The sequence below is a fragment of the Methylobacterium indicum genome, assembly GCF_017347565.1.
Lineage (GTDB): Bacteria > Pseudomonadota > Alphaproteobacteria > Rhizobiales > Beijerinckiaceae > Methylobacterium > Methylobacterium indicum.
The window spans coordinates 1,450,473-1,468,354 of the sequence record NZ_AP024145.1 but is presented as its reverse complement, the minus strand read 5'-3'; the positions used below and the strand labels follow the sequence as shown (position 1 = coordinate 1,468,354).

Sequence of the window (17,882 nt, the reverse complement as noted above, 5' to 3'; positions counted from 1 at the left end):
GCATCAGTTGCGCAACGTCGCCGCGCCCGCGCGCGGCCCCACCCCCTCCGGCACCGGCACCGAGGTCGCGCCGTAATTGGCGTTGAGGTGGAGGTTCGGGCCCTCGTAGAGGTTGATCTGCCGGGCGACGATCACCGTGTAGGCCGACTGGTCGGCCACCGGGCGGCTGCTGTCGACGATCAGCCGGCCCGCCGGCAGGTAGATCGTCCCCAGCATCGTGCGGGCGTTGTCGCTGAGGATGCGGTACTCGCGCATCGGCTTGGCGCCGCCCGGGGGCGGCGGGGGCGGGGGCGTGACGTAGGTGTCGATCGGCACCGGGACCGGATTGACGACCGTGCGGCTCTCGGCGATCAGCAGTCCCGCCATCAGCCCGCCCGTCGGCGCCGTGAGGCTCACCGTGGTATCCTTGTCGAACAGCATCCCGCCCTTGTTGCCGGTGAAGTAGAGCGCCACCCCCTGGCCGGTCAGGTTCGCGGTCTTGTCGACGATCAGCGGTCCGTCCTGCATCACGTAGGTGCCGGGGCGCAGGGTCACGCTGGCGGTCTCGGTGATGCGCAGGCCGCCGCAATAGGTGCCGGGATCGAGTGTGACGACGCCCGTCACGATGTTCGGAGGACCCGAGGGCCTCTTTCCGCTGGGATTGGCGGACGGGCTCAGGATCACGCAGTCGTAGCTGGGGCTCGGCAGCGGCCGGTCCTTCAGGGGGTCGTCGATCGGCGTGCAGTCGGTGATCGGCGCCGGCGTGAACAGGGCCTTCGATCCGTCGAAGCCGCCGGCCGAGCAGATCGAGAGCGCGCGGGCGGTGGCGCTGTCCTTGCCCTGGATGCCGCTCGGGCTCCTGGAGTTCGAGTAGAGCGTGCAGCCCTCGGCGGTGACCTGCGCCCGCTTTTCGAGGTCGAGGGCGCCCTTGGCCGAATTGTCGAGCGCGAGCAGGCAGAGCCGGAACGAGCCGACGAGCTGGGCGGTCGCCCGGACCATGATCGTGGTCGAGGGCAGGCTTAGCAGCTTGCCCATGAGCGACGGCACCGTCTCCTCGATCACCGTCGAGACCGAGCTGCGCCTGTCGCCGACCTCGGCGCTGACGAGGCTCCGCCGGTCGGCCGGCGTGCGCGCCTGCGCCTCGATCGCCTGCCGGGTGATGCTGACCACCGAGGCGTCGTCCGCGTTGGCGAGCTTGAGCATGTTGGCGCCGGCCAGAACGCCGGCATCGGCGGCGCTCTGCAGCTGCGCCTTGCGGTAGAGCAGGCGGCTGTACTCGACGGCGGCGCTCACCGCGCCCATGAGGACCGGCAGGGCCACCGCGAAGGCGATCAGGAAGGCGCCGCTGCGGTCCCGGGCGAAGCGCCGGAGCGGATGCGCGTCGCGCGGGCGCCGATCGCCGGGCGGCGTCATCGGGGACCCGGCGCGGAGCGGGGATCGGGTCGTCGGATCGGGGCCATGCCTGCGGCGCGTGCGTGGGAGCTAACGCGTTAGCTTGGCCGCGACAGGTCATAACGAATGATGAAAGATACCCGCCCCCGGCATCTTTGTGCTGGGGGCGAGGGCGTGATCTCGGTGGCGCTGGAGCCTTGTCCGACGAAGTGGGTACCGGTTCGGCGATAGAAAATGCGGCCAAATCAATGACCGAGAGCGGCGCCCGGTTGCAGGCGATCGGGCGCTGCTCTCGTGCCGCGATCTGCCGGACGGACCCGGGATGCCGGCGGCGGATCAGGTCGCCGGTGCAGTGGCGCGGCGGTCGGCGGACGGTGCCGTCCGGGGCGGCACCGCCTTGGCGGAGGGCTCGGGGGAGGTCCGTCCGGAGTCCGTTGCCGGCTTCGCGCCGGCCGGTTTCACTGCGGCCGGATGGGTCGCGGAGGGCTTGGTGAGGCCTGGCTTGGCGAGGCCTGGCTTGGCGAGGCCTGGCTTGGCCGGCGCTGCCTTGCCGGGCCCGGCCTGGCCCGGGACGGCCTTGCCCGGGGCCGGCTTCGCGATCGTCCCCGTCACCGCCGGCTCCGCCGACTTGCCGGGTTCCCTGCCGGGTTCCTTGCCGGGTTCCTTGCCGGTATCGAGGCCGTAGACGTCGTCGCGAAAGTGCACGCGGCCGTCGGGGGTGGCGTAGCCGGTGAGGTAGACGAAGGTCACGGGAATCGGCTTGGCCAGCTTGATGTCGCGCCGCTCGCCCGTGGCGATGCCGGTCTCGATCTCCATCGGGCCCCAGGTCGAGCCGGGGCCGTTCGGGCCCGGCGTACCCTCGAGCAGCCAGCCGACCAGCGCCTTCACGTCGGCGACGCGCACGCAGCCCGAGGAGTGGAAGCGCACGTCGCGGGAAAAGAGCGACTTCGAGGGCGTGTCGTGCATGTAGACCGCGTGCCGGTTCGGCATGTCGATCCGCACCTGGCCGAGCGAGTTGTCGAAGCCCGGATCCTGGCGCAGGGTGTAGTTCACCGCCCGCTCGGTCGACCAGTCGACGGCGGTCGGCTGCACCTCCTGGCCCTGCCCGTCGAGCATGCGGATGTGCATCTTGGCGAGGTAGCCCGGATCCTTGCGCATGTGCGGGATGATGTCCTTCTTGATGAGGGACACCGGCACGGTCCAGGTCGGGTTGAAGTTGATGTTGGTGATCTTCGTCTCGACCGACGGCGAGGCGCGTTCCGGCTTGCCCACCACCGCGACGTAGCGGCGCGCGACGCTGCCGTGGTCCACCGCCTCGACGGCCGCGGACGGGATGTTGACCGCCACGTACCGGTCCCCGAACGGGAAGCTCGACCCGATCAGCCGGTTGGCCGAGGCCGCGAGCTGGCGCTGGCGCACGCTCGCCGGCACGTTGAGGGCGGCCAGCGTCTGGCGGCCGAGGAGCCCGGTCTCGGGCAGGTTGTGGCGCGCCTGAAAGCGCTTGAGCGCCGCGACGAGGCCGGGATCGAGCTGGTCGCCCTCCGGGCCGCCGGGCGCGAGGTCCTCGGTCAGGACGAGATGGCGGCGCAGAAGCGGGATCGCCGGGTTGCGCTCGCCGGGCTTCACCGCGAGGTCGGCCGGCAGCGACGGCCAGCCGCCGGCCTCGACCAGGCCTTGGTAGCGCTCGGCCGCCCGCAGGGTGTCGAGGAAGGTCGCCGGGGTCAGCGTCGGGGTGGTGTCCTGCGACATCCGCGCCACGACGAGCGGCGGCAATTCGCGCGAGACCTTCTTGGCGGCCGGCTTGCCCTCGCCGGATTGCGGCTCGGCCTGCCGCGCCTCGGCCGGCTTGCCCTCGGCCGGCTTGCCCTCGACCGGTCTCGTCTCGCCCATCCTCGGGGCGGCACCGGGCTTGATCGGGCCGACCGGCAGCGGCGGCGCATCGGCGGACGACGACAGGGGCTCGGGCGCGGCCGTCGTCTCGCGCCGGGTGGGCTCGACCGCGGCGGGCGGGACGGGGGCAGGACTCTGGACCGGGCCGGCCTGCGCCGCCGGGGTCGGGACCGGGGCGGGCGGGACCGGAGCCGCGGGCTCGACGGCCGCCGCGAGGCCGGTGCCGAGCATCCAGGCGACCGCGGCCGCCGACGTCAGGTACGGAAACGCAACACGCAATACCATCACCGGCCTCGGACAGGGACGCCCCCCAGCTTGGTCACGTGAGGGTTACCAAAAGCCTGCCGGCCCGCCGCGCCGGGTCGGATGGCCGAGGGTCGGGGCCCGCACCGGCGCCGGCATGACGCCCCGCAACCTCCGCACAAGGCAGCCGCGTCACAGAGCGATCAGGCAAGGTCGCCTGCGCTGGGACGGGATTGGCGAACAGAGATGTCCGGTCGCGAGCAAGCCGAGAGGCTGTGGAGCAACATCGTCGAGCTCGGGCCGCGCCGCCTCGCGGCGCTCGGGCTGATCGGCCTCGTGGTGTTCCTGGCGGTGGGCCTCGGAGCCTACTACCTCAGCCGCCCGGCGCAGGAGACGCTCTATACCGGGCTCTCGCGCGAGGACGTCGCCCGCATCGGCGGCGTGCTCAAGGATGCGGGCATCCGCTTCGACGTCAGCGCCGACGGCGCCGCGGTGCTGGTGCCCTACGGCAATACCGCCCAGGCCCGGATGCTGCTCGCCGAGAAGGGCCTGCCGCAGAGTTCGAAGTCGGGCTACGAGCTGTTCAACGACCTCGGCTCGCTCGGCATGACCTCGTTCATGCAGGAGGTGACCCGGGTCCGCGCCCTCGAGGGCGAGATCGCCCGCACGATCCAGGGCATGAAGGGCGTGCGCGCCGCGCGCGTCCACATCGTGCTGCCCGAGCGCGGCTCGTTCCGGCGCGACCAGCAGCCGCCCTCCGCCTCCGTGGTGGTGCGCACCGAGCCCGCCGACGACCGCAGCGGCGCCCAGGCGATCCGCCAGCTCGTCGCCTCGGCGATCCCCGGCATGAAGCCCGACCGGGTCACGGTGATCGGCGCCGACGGGACCCTGCTCCTGTCGGGCGACGACGGCGCCCAGGCCCCGACCGGCAAGATGGCGAGCCTCGAGAAGGATTTCAGCCGCGAGGTGCAGGACCGGATCCGCCGGGCGCTCACCCCGTATCTCGGCCTCGGCAACTTCGAGGTCAGCGTCGCGGCCCAGCTCAACACCGACAAGACCTCGACCAGCGAGACGACCTACAACCCCGACCAGCAGGTCGCCCGCTCGGTCCGCTCGGTGCGCGAGAACGAGAACAGCCAGAACCGTAGCGCCCAGCGGCCGACCAGCGCGCAGCAGAACCTGCCCGACCAGCGCACCCGTTCGGACGGCAACGACACCGCCAGCAACGAGACCTCCAAGAAGGAGGACCTCACCAACTACGAGATCGGCCAGAAGAGCGTCCAGACGGTCAGCGACGGCTACGCGGTCAAGACCCTTTCGGTGGCGGTGCTGGTCAACCGCTCGCGCCTCGTCCCGCAGGGCGGGACCCAGAACGGCCAGCCGGCCCCGGATGCCGCGGTGGCCGCCGCGATCGAGAAGCAGATCGCCGAGATCGAGCAGATCGTCGCCTCGGCGGCGGGCGCCAGCAAGGACCGCGGCGACACCGTGAAGGTGGCGGCGGTCAGCTTCATTAACGACGGCCAGGCCCTGGAGCCGGTGCCGCCGCTCAGCCTCGCCGACGTGATGATGCGGCAATCCGCGACCCTCATCAACGCGGCCACCATCCTGATCGTCGCCGGCCTCCTGATCTGGTTCGGCCTGCGTCCGGCGCTCCGCGCCATCCTGGCGGTGCCGGAGGCGGCTCAGGCGGAGATCGCCGCCCTCGAGGCGGCCGGTGCCGCGGCGGCCCTGCCGGGCGCCGAGACCGGGGCGCTGCCGGCGCCGGGCGGCGCGCTCGCCGCCGGCCAGGTCCTCCCCGGCCAAGTCGTCCCCGGCCAGCCGGCGCTCGCCGGGCCGGACGGGATGCCCGCCATGGCCAGCCTGATCGAGGACATGGCCGAGAAGGCGAAGAACTCGCCGCAGAAGCGCCTCGAGCAGATGATCGACCTCGACGAGGAGCAGGTCGCCGCCATCCTCAAGCGCTGGCTGCTGCGTGAGGAGCTGGCGTGATGAACGCGGCGATCTCCCGCTACCTGCCGGAATTTCCCGCCGCCCCGGTCGGCGCGCAGCCCGCCGCGCCCGAGACCTTCGACGACCCCTGGGCCGGCCTCGCCCGGGCCCCGCACCGCGCGGCATCTCCCTCCGAAGCGGCTCCGGCCGATCTTCGCGTGGCGGAGGCGCTCCTGCGCGAGATCGTGCAGCCCCTGCCGGTGCCCCGCCCGGCGGCGGCGCAGCCGGCGGCGGAGGCCTTCGCGCCGATCCGGTTCGCCCCGCTGCGGCCCGAGGCTCCGGCGCCCGAGGCCGGTCCGGCCCCGCTCCAGCCCGCCTTCAAGAGCGAGCCGCGGCGGGACGCCAAGCGCGAGACGCCCGAGGAGCGCGCGGCGCTCCTCGCCGCCGCCGAGGAGCGCGGCCGGCAGCAGGGCCTCGCCGAGGCGCGGGAGGAGGCCGAGATCGCCCGCCGCCAGGCGGACGAGGCGGCGGAGCTCCGCCTCGAGGCGGCGCGCCGGCACTGGAGCGCGGCGGAGGCCGAGGCCCTGGCCGACGGCTTCTCGGCGGCGCTCCGCGCCCTCGACGCGACCCTCTCCGACCGGATCGCCCGGCTCCTGGCGCCGGTCCTCACCGACGCGTTGCGCCGCCAGGCGATGGCGGAGCTGAGCGGCGCGCTGGCGCGGCTGCTCGGCCAGCCGCAGGCGGCCAATGTCCGGGTGAGCGGGCCCGAGGACCTCCTGGCGGCGCTCGCCGCCCGGCTCGGCCCCCTCGCCGACACCGTGTCGTTCACGCCCTCGCAGACCGCGGAGGTGCAGGTGAGCGCCGACCAGACCGTGATCGACACCCAGCTCGGCGCCTGGACGCGCCTCATCGCGGCGGCGGTGGCGGAGATCTGACATGTCCGAGGGCCACCAGGAAATCATCATCATCAAGCGCCACGGCGACCACGAGGACGGTCACCACGGCGGCGCCTGGAAGATCGCGCTCGCCGACTTCATGACCGCCATGATGGCGCTGTTCCTGGTGATGTGGCTGATCAACTCGACCAGCAAGGAGCAGAAGCAGACCATCGCCGAGTACTTCAACCCGGTGAAGCTCGCCGAGGTCACCCACGACAAGAAGGGTCTTCGCGATCCCCACGACACCCCCTCCGAGCCCGGCGCCGAGGGCGGCAAGGCCGAGGGGAAGGGCGGCGAAGGCAAGGGCGAGGGGAAGGGCGAGGGCAAGGCCGGCGAGGCCGCGCCGGGCAGCCGGGCGCGGGAATCGGCCCTGTTCCAGGATCCCTACGCGGTGCTGGCGCGGCTCGCCGCCGAGACCGACCGCAGCGACGTCGCGAGCGCCGACGCGGCCGCGCTCGAATCCGGCCAGCCCGGCATCAGCGGCGGCGACGCGGCGCGCGATCCGTTCGATCCGCTCTATTGGCAGGTCGAGGCGCTGCCGCGCCACCGGACCGAGCGGCCGGGCAAGGTCGGCACGACGGTCGCGGCCCCCGCAGAGAACCGCCTCGACGCCGCAGGCCAGGTCGCCTCCGCCGCCAAGCCCCGGGACCCGAAGGACGCGCCGGTCCGCCTCGCCTCGGCCGAGGACGGCCTGCCGCTCACGCCGCGGGACCCGGCCAAGGACGCCGCCAAGGACATCGCGAAGGACGGGGGCGCCAAGGTCGCCGCCCTGAAGGAGCCGGCGGTCAAGGAGGCTCCGAAGGACCTGGCCAGGGATCCCGCCAAGGACGCTGCGAAGGACGCCGCGAAGGCGGCCGAGACCGCCGCGGTCGCCGCGATGAAGGCCGAGATCGCCAAGGCGGTGGCACCCGCCGCCATCGGCACGCCGATGCCGAACGTCGAGGTGCGCCGTTCCGGCGAGGGCATCCTGATCAGCATCACCGACGACATCGGCTTCAGCATGTTCAATGTCGGCTCGGCCGAGCCGACCCCGAAGGTCGTGCGGGCGATCGAGAAGATCGCCAAGATCATCAACACCCGACCCGGCCGCATCGTGGTGCGCGGCCATACCGACGCGCGTCCGTTCCGCTCCGAGACCTACGACAACTGGCGCCTCTCGACCGCCCGGGCCCAGATGGCCTCCTACATGCTGGTGCGCGGCGGCGTCGACGAATCGCGCATCGAGCGCATCGAGGGCTACGCCGACCGCGCCCCCCGCAACACCGCCGACCCGAAGGCGGCGGAGAACCGGCGCATCGAGATCCTGGTGCGGGGGCTGCCCGAATGAGGCGCCTGCGGGCCTTCGCGACGGCCGGTATCCTTCTGGCCGGGCTCGCCTCGGCCGCGCTCCCGGCGCGTGCCGGCGGCGACGGGCACGGCGCGCCGGCCGCCGACGCGCATGGCGGCGGCGGTGGCGGACATGGCGGGGGGGGCGGCCACGGCGAGCCGCCCAAGCCGATCGAGCCCCTGCCGGTGGCGCCCCGCGGGCTGCCGGTCGAGCTGGTGCGCACGCTGCAGCTCTTGCAGGACCGCATCGCCCGCGGCTCGACCCAGGCCCACCTCGCCCAGCGCCAGCTCCTCGGCCATATCGAGCAGCGCCTGCTCGCCCTCGAACCCGAGACCTGGGCCGCCCCCGAGAACCTGCGGGCGGCGGTGGTCTTCGCCTTGAGCGGCGGCGGGCCGGCCCTGCTGCGCCGGATGATCGAGACCGGCAAGCTGCCCGAGGCCGATTCGGCCCTGGTGGTCGGCTCGCTCGCCTACCTGGAGGGGAGGGAGCGCGAGGCGCGCACCCTGCTCGGCCGCTACGATCCCCGGACCCAGCCCCCCGGCCTCGCCGGCCAGCTCGCCTTGACCCAGGCGGCGGTCACGGTGCGGGAGGCGCCCCGCAAGGCGATCGAGCTCCTCGACCTCGCGCGGCTCCTCGCCCCCGGCACCCTGGTGGAGGAGGGCGCGCTGCGCCGCGAGATCTTCATCCACGCGCAGGGCGGCGACGCCAAGCGCTTCGAGGTGCTGTCGATCCAGTACCTGCGGCGGTTCCGCCGCTCGGTCTATGCCGGCAACTTCCGCCAGCGCTTCGCCACGGCACTGACCCGCCTCGACTTCGACAGCGACCGGTCCCGTGTCGCCCAGCTCGAACGGATGCTCGACGAGATCGAGCCGAGCGAGCGGCGCGACCTCTACCTCCTGGTCGCCCGGGCCGGGCTGGAGCAGGGCCGGCGCGAGACCGCGACCTTCGCGGCCGAGCGGGCGCTCAGCCTGGCGGGCCCCGACAGCGAGGCCGCCGCCCGGGGCCGGCTCTACCGCGCCGCCGCCCTGATCGTGGCCGAGGGCCGCTACGAGGAGGGGCTCGACGCCCTGCGCGGCGTCGACCGGGCGGGGCTGGCCCCGGCCGACCTCGCGCTCCTCGACGCGGCGCTCTCCACCGCCCGCCAGATCCGCGGCGGCGCCCCGCCGCCGCCCGCCGCCGAGCCGCCTTCCGCCCGCCGCCAGATTCCCGAGGCCGCCTCGATCACCCGCGCGCAGGAGGCGCTCGCGCGGGTCGATCGGATGATCGACAGGACCGACGACCCGTGACCCCCCTCGACGCCATGCTGCAGGGTCCGCGCACCCGTCTCGACGGCGGCCGCACCGCCGGCGAGCCGGCCCGCCCGGACGCCGCCCCCGGCTTCGATGCCGTGCTCGAACTCCTCGAGAGCCGCGAGCGACCGGAACCGCCGGCCCCGCCGGAGGGCGGGACCCCGACCTCCTCCGAGCCCGCCTCCGCGCCGGCCGAGCCGGCCCCCCGCGCGGCGGGCCTCGGCGCGCTTCTCGCCGGCCCGGCCGCGACCCCCGCTCGTCCGGGTGCCGTCGATATCGCTGCCCTGATGGAGCGAGCCGCGAACCGGCCGGCCGTGCCGAACCCCGGGCCCTCGGCGATGGCCGGAGTCGCGATCGCGGCTGTTCCCTCCGCACCGGCGGTCCCCGGCGCGCCGATACCGGCCACGCCGACGACTGCCGAGGCTCCGGCGGCCGGCATCCCCGTGCCCGAGATCGCGTCGCGACCCGTCGCGCCGGACGGCGTTCAGCCCCGGCTCGGGCAGCGGGAAATGCCGTCCGCGACCCGCGAGGCGCCGTCCCGGTCGCCAGCGCCGGCCCGGGCCGCCGCGACGACGGACGCGACTGCGCCGGCCACCGATCCGGCGATGCCGGCTTCGGACGGGGCCGAACCGCAGGCCGGGCCGGTGCCGGCCGTGGCCGACCCTCCCCCGGCCGATCCCGTGCCTGCGTCCGGTCCCCTCGCCGTCATCGCGTGGCCGACGCGCCTCGACGCGGCGATGCCCGCTCCGGTCGCCCCGGCGGCTCCCCCCGGCACGCGGGCCGCCGCAGCGGCCTCGGCTTTGCGCATCGTGGCCGACGCTATGCCGGCGCCCGCCGGTTCGCTTCCGACGCTCGCCGCCGGGGTCGCGATGCAGCCGGTGGCCTCCGTGGTCGCGCAGGAAACCCATTTCGCCCCGGTCTCAGGCGTTGCCCGTCCCGCCCGCCCGGAAGCGGCGCAGGTCGCGCCTCCGTCGGTGTCCGGCGCCCGGGAGCCCGTCTCCCCGGCTCCGGCATCCCGCTTGGCGTCGGTTATCCCGGTGCGTCCTGCCGCCCCCCCATCCGCCTTGGACGCGCCGACCCCGATACCGGGAACCGGCTTTCCGGCCGCCGCTCCCGCAGCACTGCCGGCCGCGAGACCCGTTGCGCTCGCTACGGCACCGGCCGCCGCCGGCGGTCTCGCCTTTGCGCCCGCTACCTCCGGCGCCGCGTCGACGGCTGTCGAGGGATCTGTCCTAGGATCGGCTCAGGGATCGGCGGCGTCGTCCGCGCCTGTCGGTCCGGTATCCGCCCTGCCCTCTGCTCCGGCGAGCGCCACGGTGCCGGTCTCTCGGCCGTCGCCCGCTCCGGAGGTGACGCCCACGACCCTGCCGTCGCGCACCGATGCGGCGTCCGTTCCCGAGGCGGTTGCCGCGGAGCGGTCCGCCACGACCGGGACCGCCCCTCTCGCGCCGGCCGTCACCGGTATGGCGGGCTCCGACGCCGCTTCGGCGCGCGATCCCATCTCACCGCGCCCCGCCGCTCTTCCGGACGCCGCGTCGCCCAGCGCCGCACCGTCGACGGCGCGGCCCTCGATCCTCGAACCGGTCCGCGATCCGGGTCGAACCGGTGCATCATCCGACACGGCGCCGCCTCAGGCGGCCTCCATCGCCGACGATCCGGCGGCACCATCGCACGACGGCACGGGCCCTGCGGCCGCTCCGGAACCCCGCGCTCCGTCCGATCGCCCCGTCGCCGTCGAGGCCAAACCCGGACCGGCGCCGGCCCCCACCAGCCCGATGCCCGCCGCTCCCGCAGCCGGATCCGTCTCCGGCCATCCGGCTTCCGCCGCCATGCCGCCGAGTGCGGCTTCCGCCGCCATGCCGCCGAGTGCGGCTTCCGCCGCCATGCCGCCGAGTGCGGCTTCCGCCGCCATGCCGCCGAGCGCGGCTCCCCCGGTGCAGGCCGGTGCCGGCTCCGCCGACCCGGCGCCCGGCTCCGAGCCGGTGCCGGGCGTGAAACCCGCGCCCGAGGCCGATGCGTCGGCGCAAGCCAAGCCTCCCGCCGTGGAGGAGCCCCCGCGCGCGGCCCGATCGGCGACGGAGGCGAGACCGGCCGAGACCCGGATCGCCGACACCAGGACGGCCGAAACCCGGACCATCGAGGCGAGGCAGGCCGAGGCGCGGATCACGGCCGCCTCCGGCGACTGGCGAAACGACGGCCCGGCCCAGCCGGCGGCCGGCGCGCCCGCCTCCCTCGCGACACCGTCGGCCCCCGCGGCGCTGCCGCACACGACCCTGCGCCAGATCGCCGACGCGGTGGCGACGGGGGCCGCCGCGCTGCCGGATTCCGCCTCGGTCCGGGCCGGCGCGGTCGCGGCGGCCTGGAGTGCCGCCGCCCAGGCGGAGGGGCCGGTGCGGCTCCTGACGCTGCAATTGCGTCCCGCCGAACTCGGGCAGGTCCAGGTGCGGATGCGCCTCCAGGACGGCCGCCTCGAGATGACCCTGCGTGCCGAGCGCGAGGAAACGGCCGAGCTCCTGCGCCGCGACGGCGGCCTCCTGACGGCCCTCGTGCGCGAGGCCGGCTACCAGCCCGACCTCGTCACCGTGCAGTCCGGGCGCGTGCCCGGCGACGCGCCGCCGCAGGGCGGCCAGAGCGGCGCACAGGCGGGCGGGCCGTCCTTCACCGCCGGCGGCCAGCAGCAGGGCGGCGCGAGCCCGGACCAGCCGGCCCGCCGCACCCCCGACGCGCCCGAGGAAGGCGGGCGCCGGACCATGGAGCAGAGAGATGATGCGCAGAGCGGCGATCGCGGCGGCCTTTACCTTTAGCACCGTGGCGGCCGCGCACGCCGCCGCCACGGTCTCCGGCGCCGCCAAGGCCCCCCTGCCGGCGACCGGCAACGTCTGCGAGCAGCAGATGGCGGCGGCGGCCGCGCGCCACGGCGTGCCGCTCGGCATGCTGTACGCCGTCGGGCTGACCGAGAGCGGCAACCGCGGCTCGCTCCAGCCCTACGCCATGAACATCGCCGGCAAGGCCTATTTCGGATCGAGCGCCGCCGACGTGATCCGGCGCCTGGGCGAGGCGCAGGCCAGCGGCGTACGACTGGTCGATCTCGGCTGCATGCAGATCAACCACCACTATCACCGGGCGAAGTTCACCTCGCTCGAGGCGATGATCGACCCGCGCCAGAACGTCGAATACGCGACGGTGTTCCTGAAGGAGCTGAAGGCCCGGGAGGGCAGCTGGACCCTGGCGGTCGCACGCTATCACGCCGGCCCGAACAACAATCCGGCGCAGAAGCAGTATGTCTGCCGGGTGATCGCCAACATGGTCGCCTCCGGTTTCGGCCAGTGGACCCCGGGGGCGAAGACGTTCTGCCGGTGAGCCGGCGCCGCGCGGGCGCGATCCAGGGTCGGGGCCATCGGGCCCCGCCCCGGGGGCCGTCAGCCGACGTAGGTGTAGCCGATGTAGCGCTTGGCCTCGATCGGGTCGTGGCCGAGGAGCTGCGCCAGCTTCTTGCGCAGCTTGCTGACGTGGCCCTCGACCACGCTCTCCTCGACGCCGTCGCTGTAGACGCCGTAGACGCCGTTGAAGAGCTGGGTCTTGGTCACCCGCCGGCCCCGGTTGCGCACCAGGAATTCGAGGATGTGCCGCTCCCGCCGCGGCAGCGAGACGGGCACGCCGTCGATCTCCGGGTCGCGTCCGTCGAAGAACACCCGGAGGCGCTCCGGGCGGGGCGGGCTCGCACCCTCCGGATCGGCGGCAGGGGCGCCGACGCCGTCGGGAGCCGCCTCCGTCGCACCGTTGACCCGGCGCCAGATCGCCTCCGCCCGGGCCAGGATCTCGCGGACGTGGACGGGCTTGGGCAGCACGTCGTCGATGCCGGCATCGAACAGGACGAGGGTCTGCTCCAGCGACCGCGAATCGGCCAGCGCGATGATCGGGGCGCGGGACTGGCGGCGGATCGCGCTCGCGCAGCGGGCGCGCTCGTCGAAGTCGCCGAGCAGGAAGCCCTGGACCGCGTCGAGGTCGCTGCGGGACGCCGACTCGATCCAGCTCGTGAACTCCTCCGGCGACAGCGAGAAGGACGACACGCCTTCTCTGTCGAACCCGGCCTTGAAGCCCGCATTCACCGATTTCCTGGCATCGACCAAGAAATACATCTGTCGTACCCTCATCGAGCCCGTCCGAGTGCCGCAGCGATACCGCGTCTCGATCTGTGCTCTGTCTTGTTCTCTCGGTGCGGAACCTGCGGCCGCGGTGCGCCCGATATGCGCGCGCCGTTCCGAAATCCTGCGATCTCCGAGTTGTCCCGATCGAATTCATGTCCCGGCCGACGCGGCCGGTCAATGATTGCTGCGCCGCAGCAAGCCCGCTTCGCAGGGCTTTTTTAAGAATTGGCCGGGGGTGTGTGCATGCGGACGCGTTAGGCGGCGGTTAGCTCGACCGCAGGTAGCGCAATCGCTGCCACAACCGATGTCGAGGCGAGCGAGCCGGCGCAGGGCCGCTCGGCGCGCGGTCGGCGATCTGCCGAATCACCCGCACCGGTGCCGGGGGCGGCCGTCCAGGAAAGCAATCGGACGCGGACGCCTCCCGTGGACAGGAGACATCCGCGCCCGATCGTCGAGGGGAGGGTGTTCGCAGCGGCTCAGGCGGAGAGCCGGGCATCCGAGAGGGCGCGGGCGAAGGCGTCGAGGCGCAGGGGCGGGGCGTCCTCGGCTAGGATGCGCTGGATCGCGACGCCGACGAAGCAGCCGTCGAGGACCAGCTTGAAGAACACCGTCACGGATTTCGCCGCGAACTCCATGTCGAGGACCACCTTCATCGAGCGGCCCCAGTCGAGGCTGACGTCGGCGGCGTCGGCGTAGGTCAGGGTGGCGTCCTTGAAGAACAGCTCGGCCGAGGAGGCGACGAGCTCGGCGATGTTGCCGTGGCGCTCGCCCCGCACCCAGCCGATCAGCACGCTGCCGTCGAGCAGGCAGAACTCGGTGATGAAGTCGCGGATCGCCGTCGCGAAGACCTCCTCGGCCGCCGCGATCACGTCGCCGGGCATCGTCCGGGCCTGTGCGAGATCGTGGTCGTGAGGGATCATCGTTGTCTCGCGAACAGGAAGAACAGGATCTGCGCGACCGCGCGATAAAATTCCGCCGGAATCATCTGGTCGACCTGGACAGCATCGTACAGCGACCTTGCCAGAGGCTTGTCTTCGATCACCGGGATGCCCTTCTGCTCGGCGATCTCGCGGATGCGCAGGGCGATGAGGTCCTGGCCCTTGGCGAGCACGACCGGCGCCGGCCCCTCGGAGGGCTCGTAGCGGAGCGCGATCGCGAAGTGGGTCGGGTTGGCGATGACCACGGTGGCGCGGTCGACCTGGCCGAGCATGCGCTTGCGGGTGCGGTCCTGGGCGAGCGAGCGCAGGCGCGCCTTCACGGTCGGGTCGCCCTCGACCTGCTTGTGCTCGTCCTTGATCTCCTGGCGCGACATCTTGAGCGAGCGCTGCCAGCGCAGGCGCGCCCAGACGAGATCGCCCGCGACGATCACGATGGTGGCGATGCTGACGGCCGAGACCAGGCGGATCGCGGTCGTCAGGATCAGCTCGGGAAGCTGGCTCGGGTCGACGAACATGGCACTCACGGCTTTGCCCTGTTCCGAGCGCAGGAGCAGGAGGACGACGAGACTGACCGAGGAGACTTTAAGGACGGCTTTCAGGAACTCGACCTGGCCGGAGCGGCCGAAGATCCGGCTCCAGCCCGAGGCCGGGGAGACGCGGTTCCATTTCGGGGCGATCCGGTCGGAGACGAGGCTCGGGACGTTCTGGGCGAGGGAGGCGACGAGCCCGAAGCCGATCAGCACGAGGAGGATCGGCGTCAGGAAGCGGGCGAGCGCGAACCCGGTGGCGTGCATCAGGGTCAGGGCGTCCTCGGCGCTGCCGAGGGCGAACCCGCCCGGATGGTCGAGGAAGGACGCGAGGTCGCGGGCGAGCTCGGCGGCCCGGTCCCGCACCACGAGGCTCAGGGAGACCAGGAGACCGAGGATCGAGGCGAAGACCGGCGCCTCGCGGGAGAACGGGACGTCGCCCTTCTCGATCGCATCGCGCACCTTCCGCTCGGTGGCGGCCTCGGTCTTGCTCTCCTGGTCGGTCTCGTCAGACATCGGTCAGGCCCCGGGCGTGCTCAGCGGATGAGGGCTTCATCCTCGCCTCCCGGGTTGATCTCGATCTCGCCGCGGCCGGCCATGTCCATGGCGAGGTCGGTGATGCTGCGCCGCGCCTCCATCACGTCGCGCTGGGCCGCCGGATCGCCGCCGTTGAGCTCGTGCTCGACCATGCGGCGCACGCGGGCCGACAGCGCGCTCAGCACCACCGTGCGGAACTCCGCCTCGGTGCCCTTGAGCGCCAGCACCAGCCGGTCGTTGGGCACCGCGTCGAACAGGGTGGTGCGCGCGCGCGGCGCCAGCTTGACGATGTCGTCGAAGGTGAAGAGCAGGCCCTTGAGGATCTCGACCGATTTCGGCCGCGTGTCGGAGAGGCTGGTGAGCGCCTCGTCCATCTGCTGGCGGTCCATCTTGTTGATGATGTCGGCCATCTTGGCGTGGGTGTCGGCGCCGGAATTGCGCGACCCGTTGATCAGGAAATCCTCGTGCAGGGCGCGCTCGATGGCCTGCATGACGTCGTCGGTCACCGGCTTGAAGCTCAGCATCCGGCGCATCACGGTGTTGCGCACCGGCAGCGGCAGGTGCCCCATCACCTTGGCGGCGACGGCGGGCTTGACCCGGGACAGGATCAGGGCGGCGGTCTGCGGGTGCTCCTTGACGAGGTAGCTCGCCAGCACGCTCTCGGACACCGTGGCCATCCGCTCCCAGACCGAGCGGTTGGCGTTGCCGCGCACCTCGGCCAGGATGTCGGCGAGCTGGTCGGCCGGGATCAGGCCGGTGAGGAGCTTCTCGACCTCCTGCACCGTACCGACGAGGCTCGCCCCGCCGGCGAACTCCTCGGCGAAGTGCTCGATCACGGTGTCGACCTGGTCGGGGCTCACCGCCCCGAGCCGCGAGGCCGAGTGGGTGATCCGCTTGATCTCGTCCGGCTCGAAATACTTCAGCAGCCGTCCCGCCGCGGGCTTGCCCATCGCCAGGAGCAGGGTCGCGACCTGATCGACGGGCGCGAGCTGCCGGGAGGCGCCGCGCAGGGCCGGGGGGGAGGCCGCCATGTTCACGCGATCAGCCGTTCTGCGCAGCGTCGGCCGGGCCGACCACCTCGGTCAGCGAGACGCCGAAGCGGGAATTGTCCTCCTCGACGATGACGATCTCGCCGCGCGCGATCACCCGGCCGTTGACCATGATGTCGACCGGCTCGCCGACCCGGTGGTCGAGGGCCACGATCGCACCGCGGCCGAGCTTCATCAGGTTGGCGACCGGCATGGTGGCCGAGCCGAGCACCACCTGCACCAGGACCGGGATGCGCAGGATCGAGTCGAGGTTGCGCGGGTCCTCGCCGACCGGGACGCCCGGCTGCGGGGTGCCCTGGCTCGGGAAGGCGGCGCTGGCGCCGGCATCGGGGAAGGGGCTCGTGCTCATCGCGGGCTCGCGTGAAATCCTGACGTCCGTGACAGTCCTAAGTGGTCAAGCTGATCCGAGGCTTGCGGGCGGCGGCGCCCTCCCGCCGGAAGCTCAGCGCCCGCCTTCGGCCCGGATTGCGGCGCGGCGGCCGGCCTCGAGGGCCTCGAGGGTCGCCTTCGCCTCCTCGATCTTGGCGCTCAGGGCTTCCAGCACCTCGCGGCCCTCGCCGGTGAAGTTGCGCACCGCCTCGCCCGCGGTGGCGAGCGCATGGCCCGAGGCCGCGACCGCCCGGCCGTACTCGGCCTGGGCGCGGTCGAGCCGCTTGAGCTTCAGGTAGAGCGGCAGCACGCAGGCCGTGGTGCCCACCAGGGCGGCGAGCAGCACCCCGTCAACCAGCGACACCATGCTCCGCCCCTTCCTTGTCCTGATTGATGGCCTCGTCGATCCGCAGGACGTAGGCGCCTTGGGACTGTCCGGCATGGCACCAGAACAGCGGCTTGTCGTTGCCTTCGAGCTTGATCCGGGTCGCCGGAGTGGCGTCGAGGGCGATCACCTGGCCGACCTTGAGCCCGGCGATCTCGCCGAGGCTCAGGTGGCGCTCCTCGAGCACGGCCCGCAGGTGGACCGTGGTCTTCTGCACCTCGGCGGCGATCTGGCTCGTCCAGCGCGGGTCGCGGCGGGTGCTGGTCTCGCCGGTGAGCACCTTGGCGAGGCTCGGCCGCAGCGGGTTGAGCACCGATTGCGGGATGATGATGAACATCTCGCCGCCGCGGTTGAGAGCCTGGAGCAGGAACTTGGCCTGGATCGCCTTGTTGCTGCGCCGGCCGATCACCGCGAACTCCATCCGGGTCTCGGTGCGCTCGAGGGTGAAGGCGGTCTTCGAGACGAGGCCGAAGGAGGATTCGAGCGCCCGGCCGACCTGCTCGAGGATCATCTGGGCGATGCGCAGCTCGATCGCCGAGAAGGCGCGCTCGTCGTCGACCGGCTGCTCCGAGCCGTCGGCCCCGAACAGCACCTCGACCATCGTGAAGATGAAGTCGCGGTCGAAGCCGACCAGGATGTGGCCGTCCCAGGCCGGAGCCTGGAAGATGCCCACCACCGCGTTCGAATCGTAGACGTCGAGGAACTCGCCGAAGCGCCCGCTCTCGACCCCGCTGAGCGAGTAGAGGATCGAGGAGGCGGCGAGGTGCTTGAGGCCGTCGCCGCAGGCGGTGGCCAGGCGGTCGAAGATCAGCTGCAGCATCGGCAGCCGGTCCAGGGAGAGGCCGGCGGCCTCCTGGATGCGGGCGCGGATGTCGGCGGGGTTCTTGAGGATCGTCGGGTCCATGGCTGGCGGTGTCCCGGCCCTCAGGCCGCTGCGCGGAT

16 protein-coding genes are annotated in these 17,882 nt (G+C 73.0%); 6 read left to right on the top strand and 10 right to left on the bottom strand.

Features of this window, described 5'->3' with window-relative positions; translation table 11 throughout:
- Positions 1 to 3: 3 nt before the first annotated feature.
- Together miv_RS06785 and miv_RS06780 are read right to left on the bottom strand one after the other, a co-directional pair.
- Positions 4 to 1,392: a TadE/TadG family type IV pilus assembly protein gene (locus miv_RS06785; protein WP_207181980.1), complete on the bottom strand. Its 1,389-nt coding sequence runs from the start codon at positions 1,390 to 1,392 to the stop codon at positions 4 to 6.
- A gap of 315 nt (positions 1,393 to 1,707) precedes the next feature.
- The gene (locus miv_RS06780) at positions 1,708 to 3,546 is read right to left on the bottom strand and encodes a L,D-transpeptidase family protein (protein WP_207181978.1); all 1,839 of its coding nucleotides are present in this window, start codon (positions 3,544 to 3,546) and stop codon (positions 1,708 to 1,710) included.
- 204 nt (positions 3,547 to 3,750) lie between these two features.
- On the opposite strand from miv_RS06780, the gene fliF reads away from it, so the two are divergent.
- Genes fliF through miv_RS06760 form a run of 4 tightly spaced genes read left to right on the top strand, consistent with a single transcriptional unit; the run spans position 3,751 to position 8,984 of the window.
- Entirely contained in the window at positions 3,751 to 5,493 is a 1,743-nt protein-coding gene (fliF, locus tag miv_RS06775) for a flagellar basal-body MS-ring/collar protein FliF (RefSeq protein ID WP_207181976.1), read from the top strand.
- Complete coding sequence (locus miv_RS06770) at positions 5,493 to 6,368, top strand: hypothetical protein (protein WP_207181974.1); 876 nt, start codon at positions 5,493 to 5,495, stop codon at positions 6,366 to 6,368. The genes fliF and miv_RS06770 overlap by 1 nt, the downstream gene beginning before the upstream one ends.
- 1 nt (position 6,369) lies before the next feature.
- Positions 6,370 to 7,698, top strand: coding sequence for a MotB family protein (locus tag miv_RS06765; RefSeq protein ID WP_207181973.1), 1,329 nt, complete (start codon positions 6,370 to 6,372; stop codon positions 7,696 to 7,698).
- A complete protein-coding gene (locus miv_RS06760; protein WP_048428403.1) occupies positions 7,695 to 8,984 on the top strand; it encodes a chemotaxis protein MotC in 1,290 nt (429 codons plus the stop codon). The genes miv_RS06765 and miv_RS06760 overlap by 4 nt, the downstream gene beginning before the upstream one ends.
- A 1,633-nt stretch (positions 8,985 to 10,617) precedes the next feature.
- Here miv_RS06760 and miv_RS06755 read toward each other — a convergent pair.
- Positions 10,618 to 10,899, bottom strand: a complete 282-nt coding sequence (locus miv_RS06755) for a hypothetical protein (protein ID WP_207181972.1) — start codon at positions 10,897 to 10,899, stop codon at positions 10,618 to 10,620.
- Here miv_RS06755 and fliK point away from each other — a divergent pair.
- Complete coding sequence (gene fliK / locus miv_RS06750; protein ID WP_207181971.1) at positions 10,898 to 11,791, top strand: flagellar hook-length control protein FliK; 894 nt, start codon at positions 10,898 to 10,900, stop codon at positions 11,789 to 11,791. The two genes, miv_RS06755 and fliK, sit on opposite strands and share 2 nt — an antisense overlap.
- Entirely contained in the window at positions 11,754 to 12,347 is a 594-nt protein-coding gene (locus tag miv_RS06745) for a transglycosylase SLT domain-containing protein (protein ID WP_089504166.1), read from the top strand. The genes fliK and miv_RS06745 overlap by 38 nt, the downstream gene beginning before the upstream one ends.
- Before the next feature lie 59 nt (positions 12,348 to 12,406).
- Here the strand turns inward: miv_RS06745 and miv_RS06740 are convergent, their stop codons facing one another.
- From miv_RS06740 to miv_RS06710, 7 genes are all read right to left on the bottom strand, one after another.
- Positions 12,407 to 13,126 carry a response regulator transcription factor gene (locus tag miv_RS06740; RefSeq protein ID WP_207183424.1) on the bottom strand — a complete coding sequence of 240 codons (720 nt, stop codon included), beginning with the start codon at positions 13,124 to 13,126 and terminating at the stop codon, positions 12,407 to 12,409.
- Between the two features lie 485 nt (positions 13,127 to 13,611).
- Positions 13,612 to 14,055, bottom strand: coding sequence for a hypothetical protein (locus miv_RS06735; protein WP_053220849.1), 444 nt, complete (start codon positions 14,053 to 14,055; stop codon positions 13,612 to 13,614).
- Positions 14,052 to 15,116, bottom strand: coding sequence for a flagellar biosynthesis protein FlhB (gene flhB / locus miv_RS06730; RefSeq protein WP_048427233.1), 1,065 nt, complete (start codon positions 15,114 to 15,116; stop codon positions 14,052 to 14,054). The genes miv_RS06735 and flhB overlap by 4 nt, the downstream gene beginning before the upstream one ends.
- 20 nt (positions 15,117 to 15,136) lie before the next feature.
- Positions 15,137 to 16,168, bottom strand: a complete 1,032-nt coding sequence (locus miv_RS06725; RefSeq protein WP_048427232.1) for a flagellar motor switch protein FliG — start codon at positions 16,166 to 16,168, stop codon at positions 15,137 to 15,139.
- A 10-nt stretch (positions 16,169 to 16,178) separates the two neighbouring features.
- Complete coding sequence (gene fliN, locus miv_RS06720; RefSeq protein WP_244748901.1) at positions 16,179 to 16,535, bottom strand: flagellar motor switch protein FliN; 357 nt, start codon at positions 16,533 to 16,535, stop codon at positions 16,179 to 16,181.
- Positions 16,536 to 16,628: 93 nt separating this feature from the next.
- Positions 16,629 to 16,922, bottom strand: a complete 294-nt coding sequence (locus miv_RS06715; RefSeq protein WP_048427230.1) for a hypothetical protein — start codon at positions 16,920 to 16,922, stop codon at positions 16,629 to 16,631.
- Positions 16,906 to 17,844 carry a flagellar motor switch protein FliM gene (locus tag miv_RS06710; protein WP_048427229.1) on the bottom strand — a complete coding sequence of 313 codons (939 nt, stop codon included), beginning with the start codon at positions 17,842 to 17,844 and terminating at the stop codon, positions 16,906 to 16,908. Before miv_RS06710 ends, miv_RS06715 begins: the two co-directional genes overlap by 17 nt.
- Positions 17,845 to 17,882: the final 38 nt, after the last annotated feature.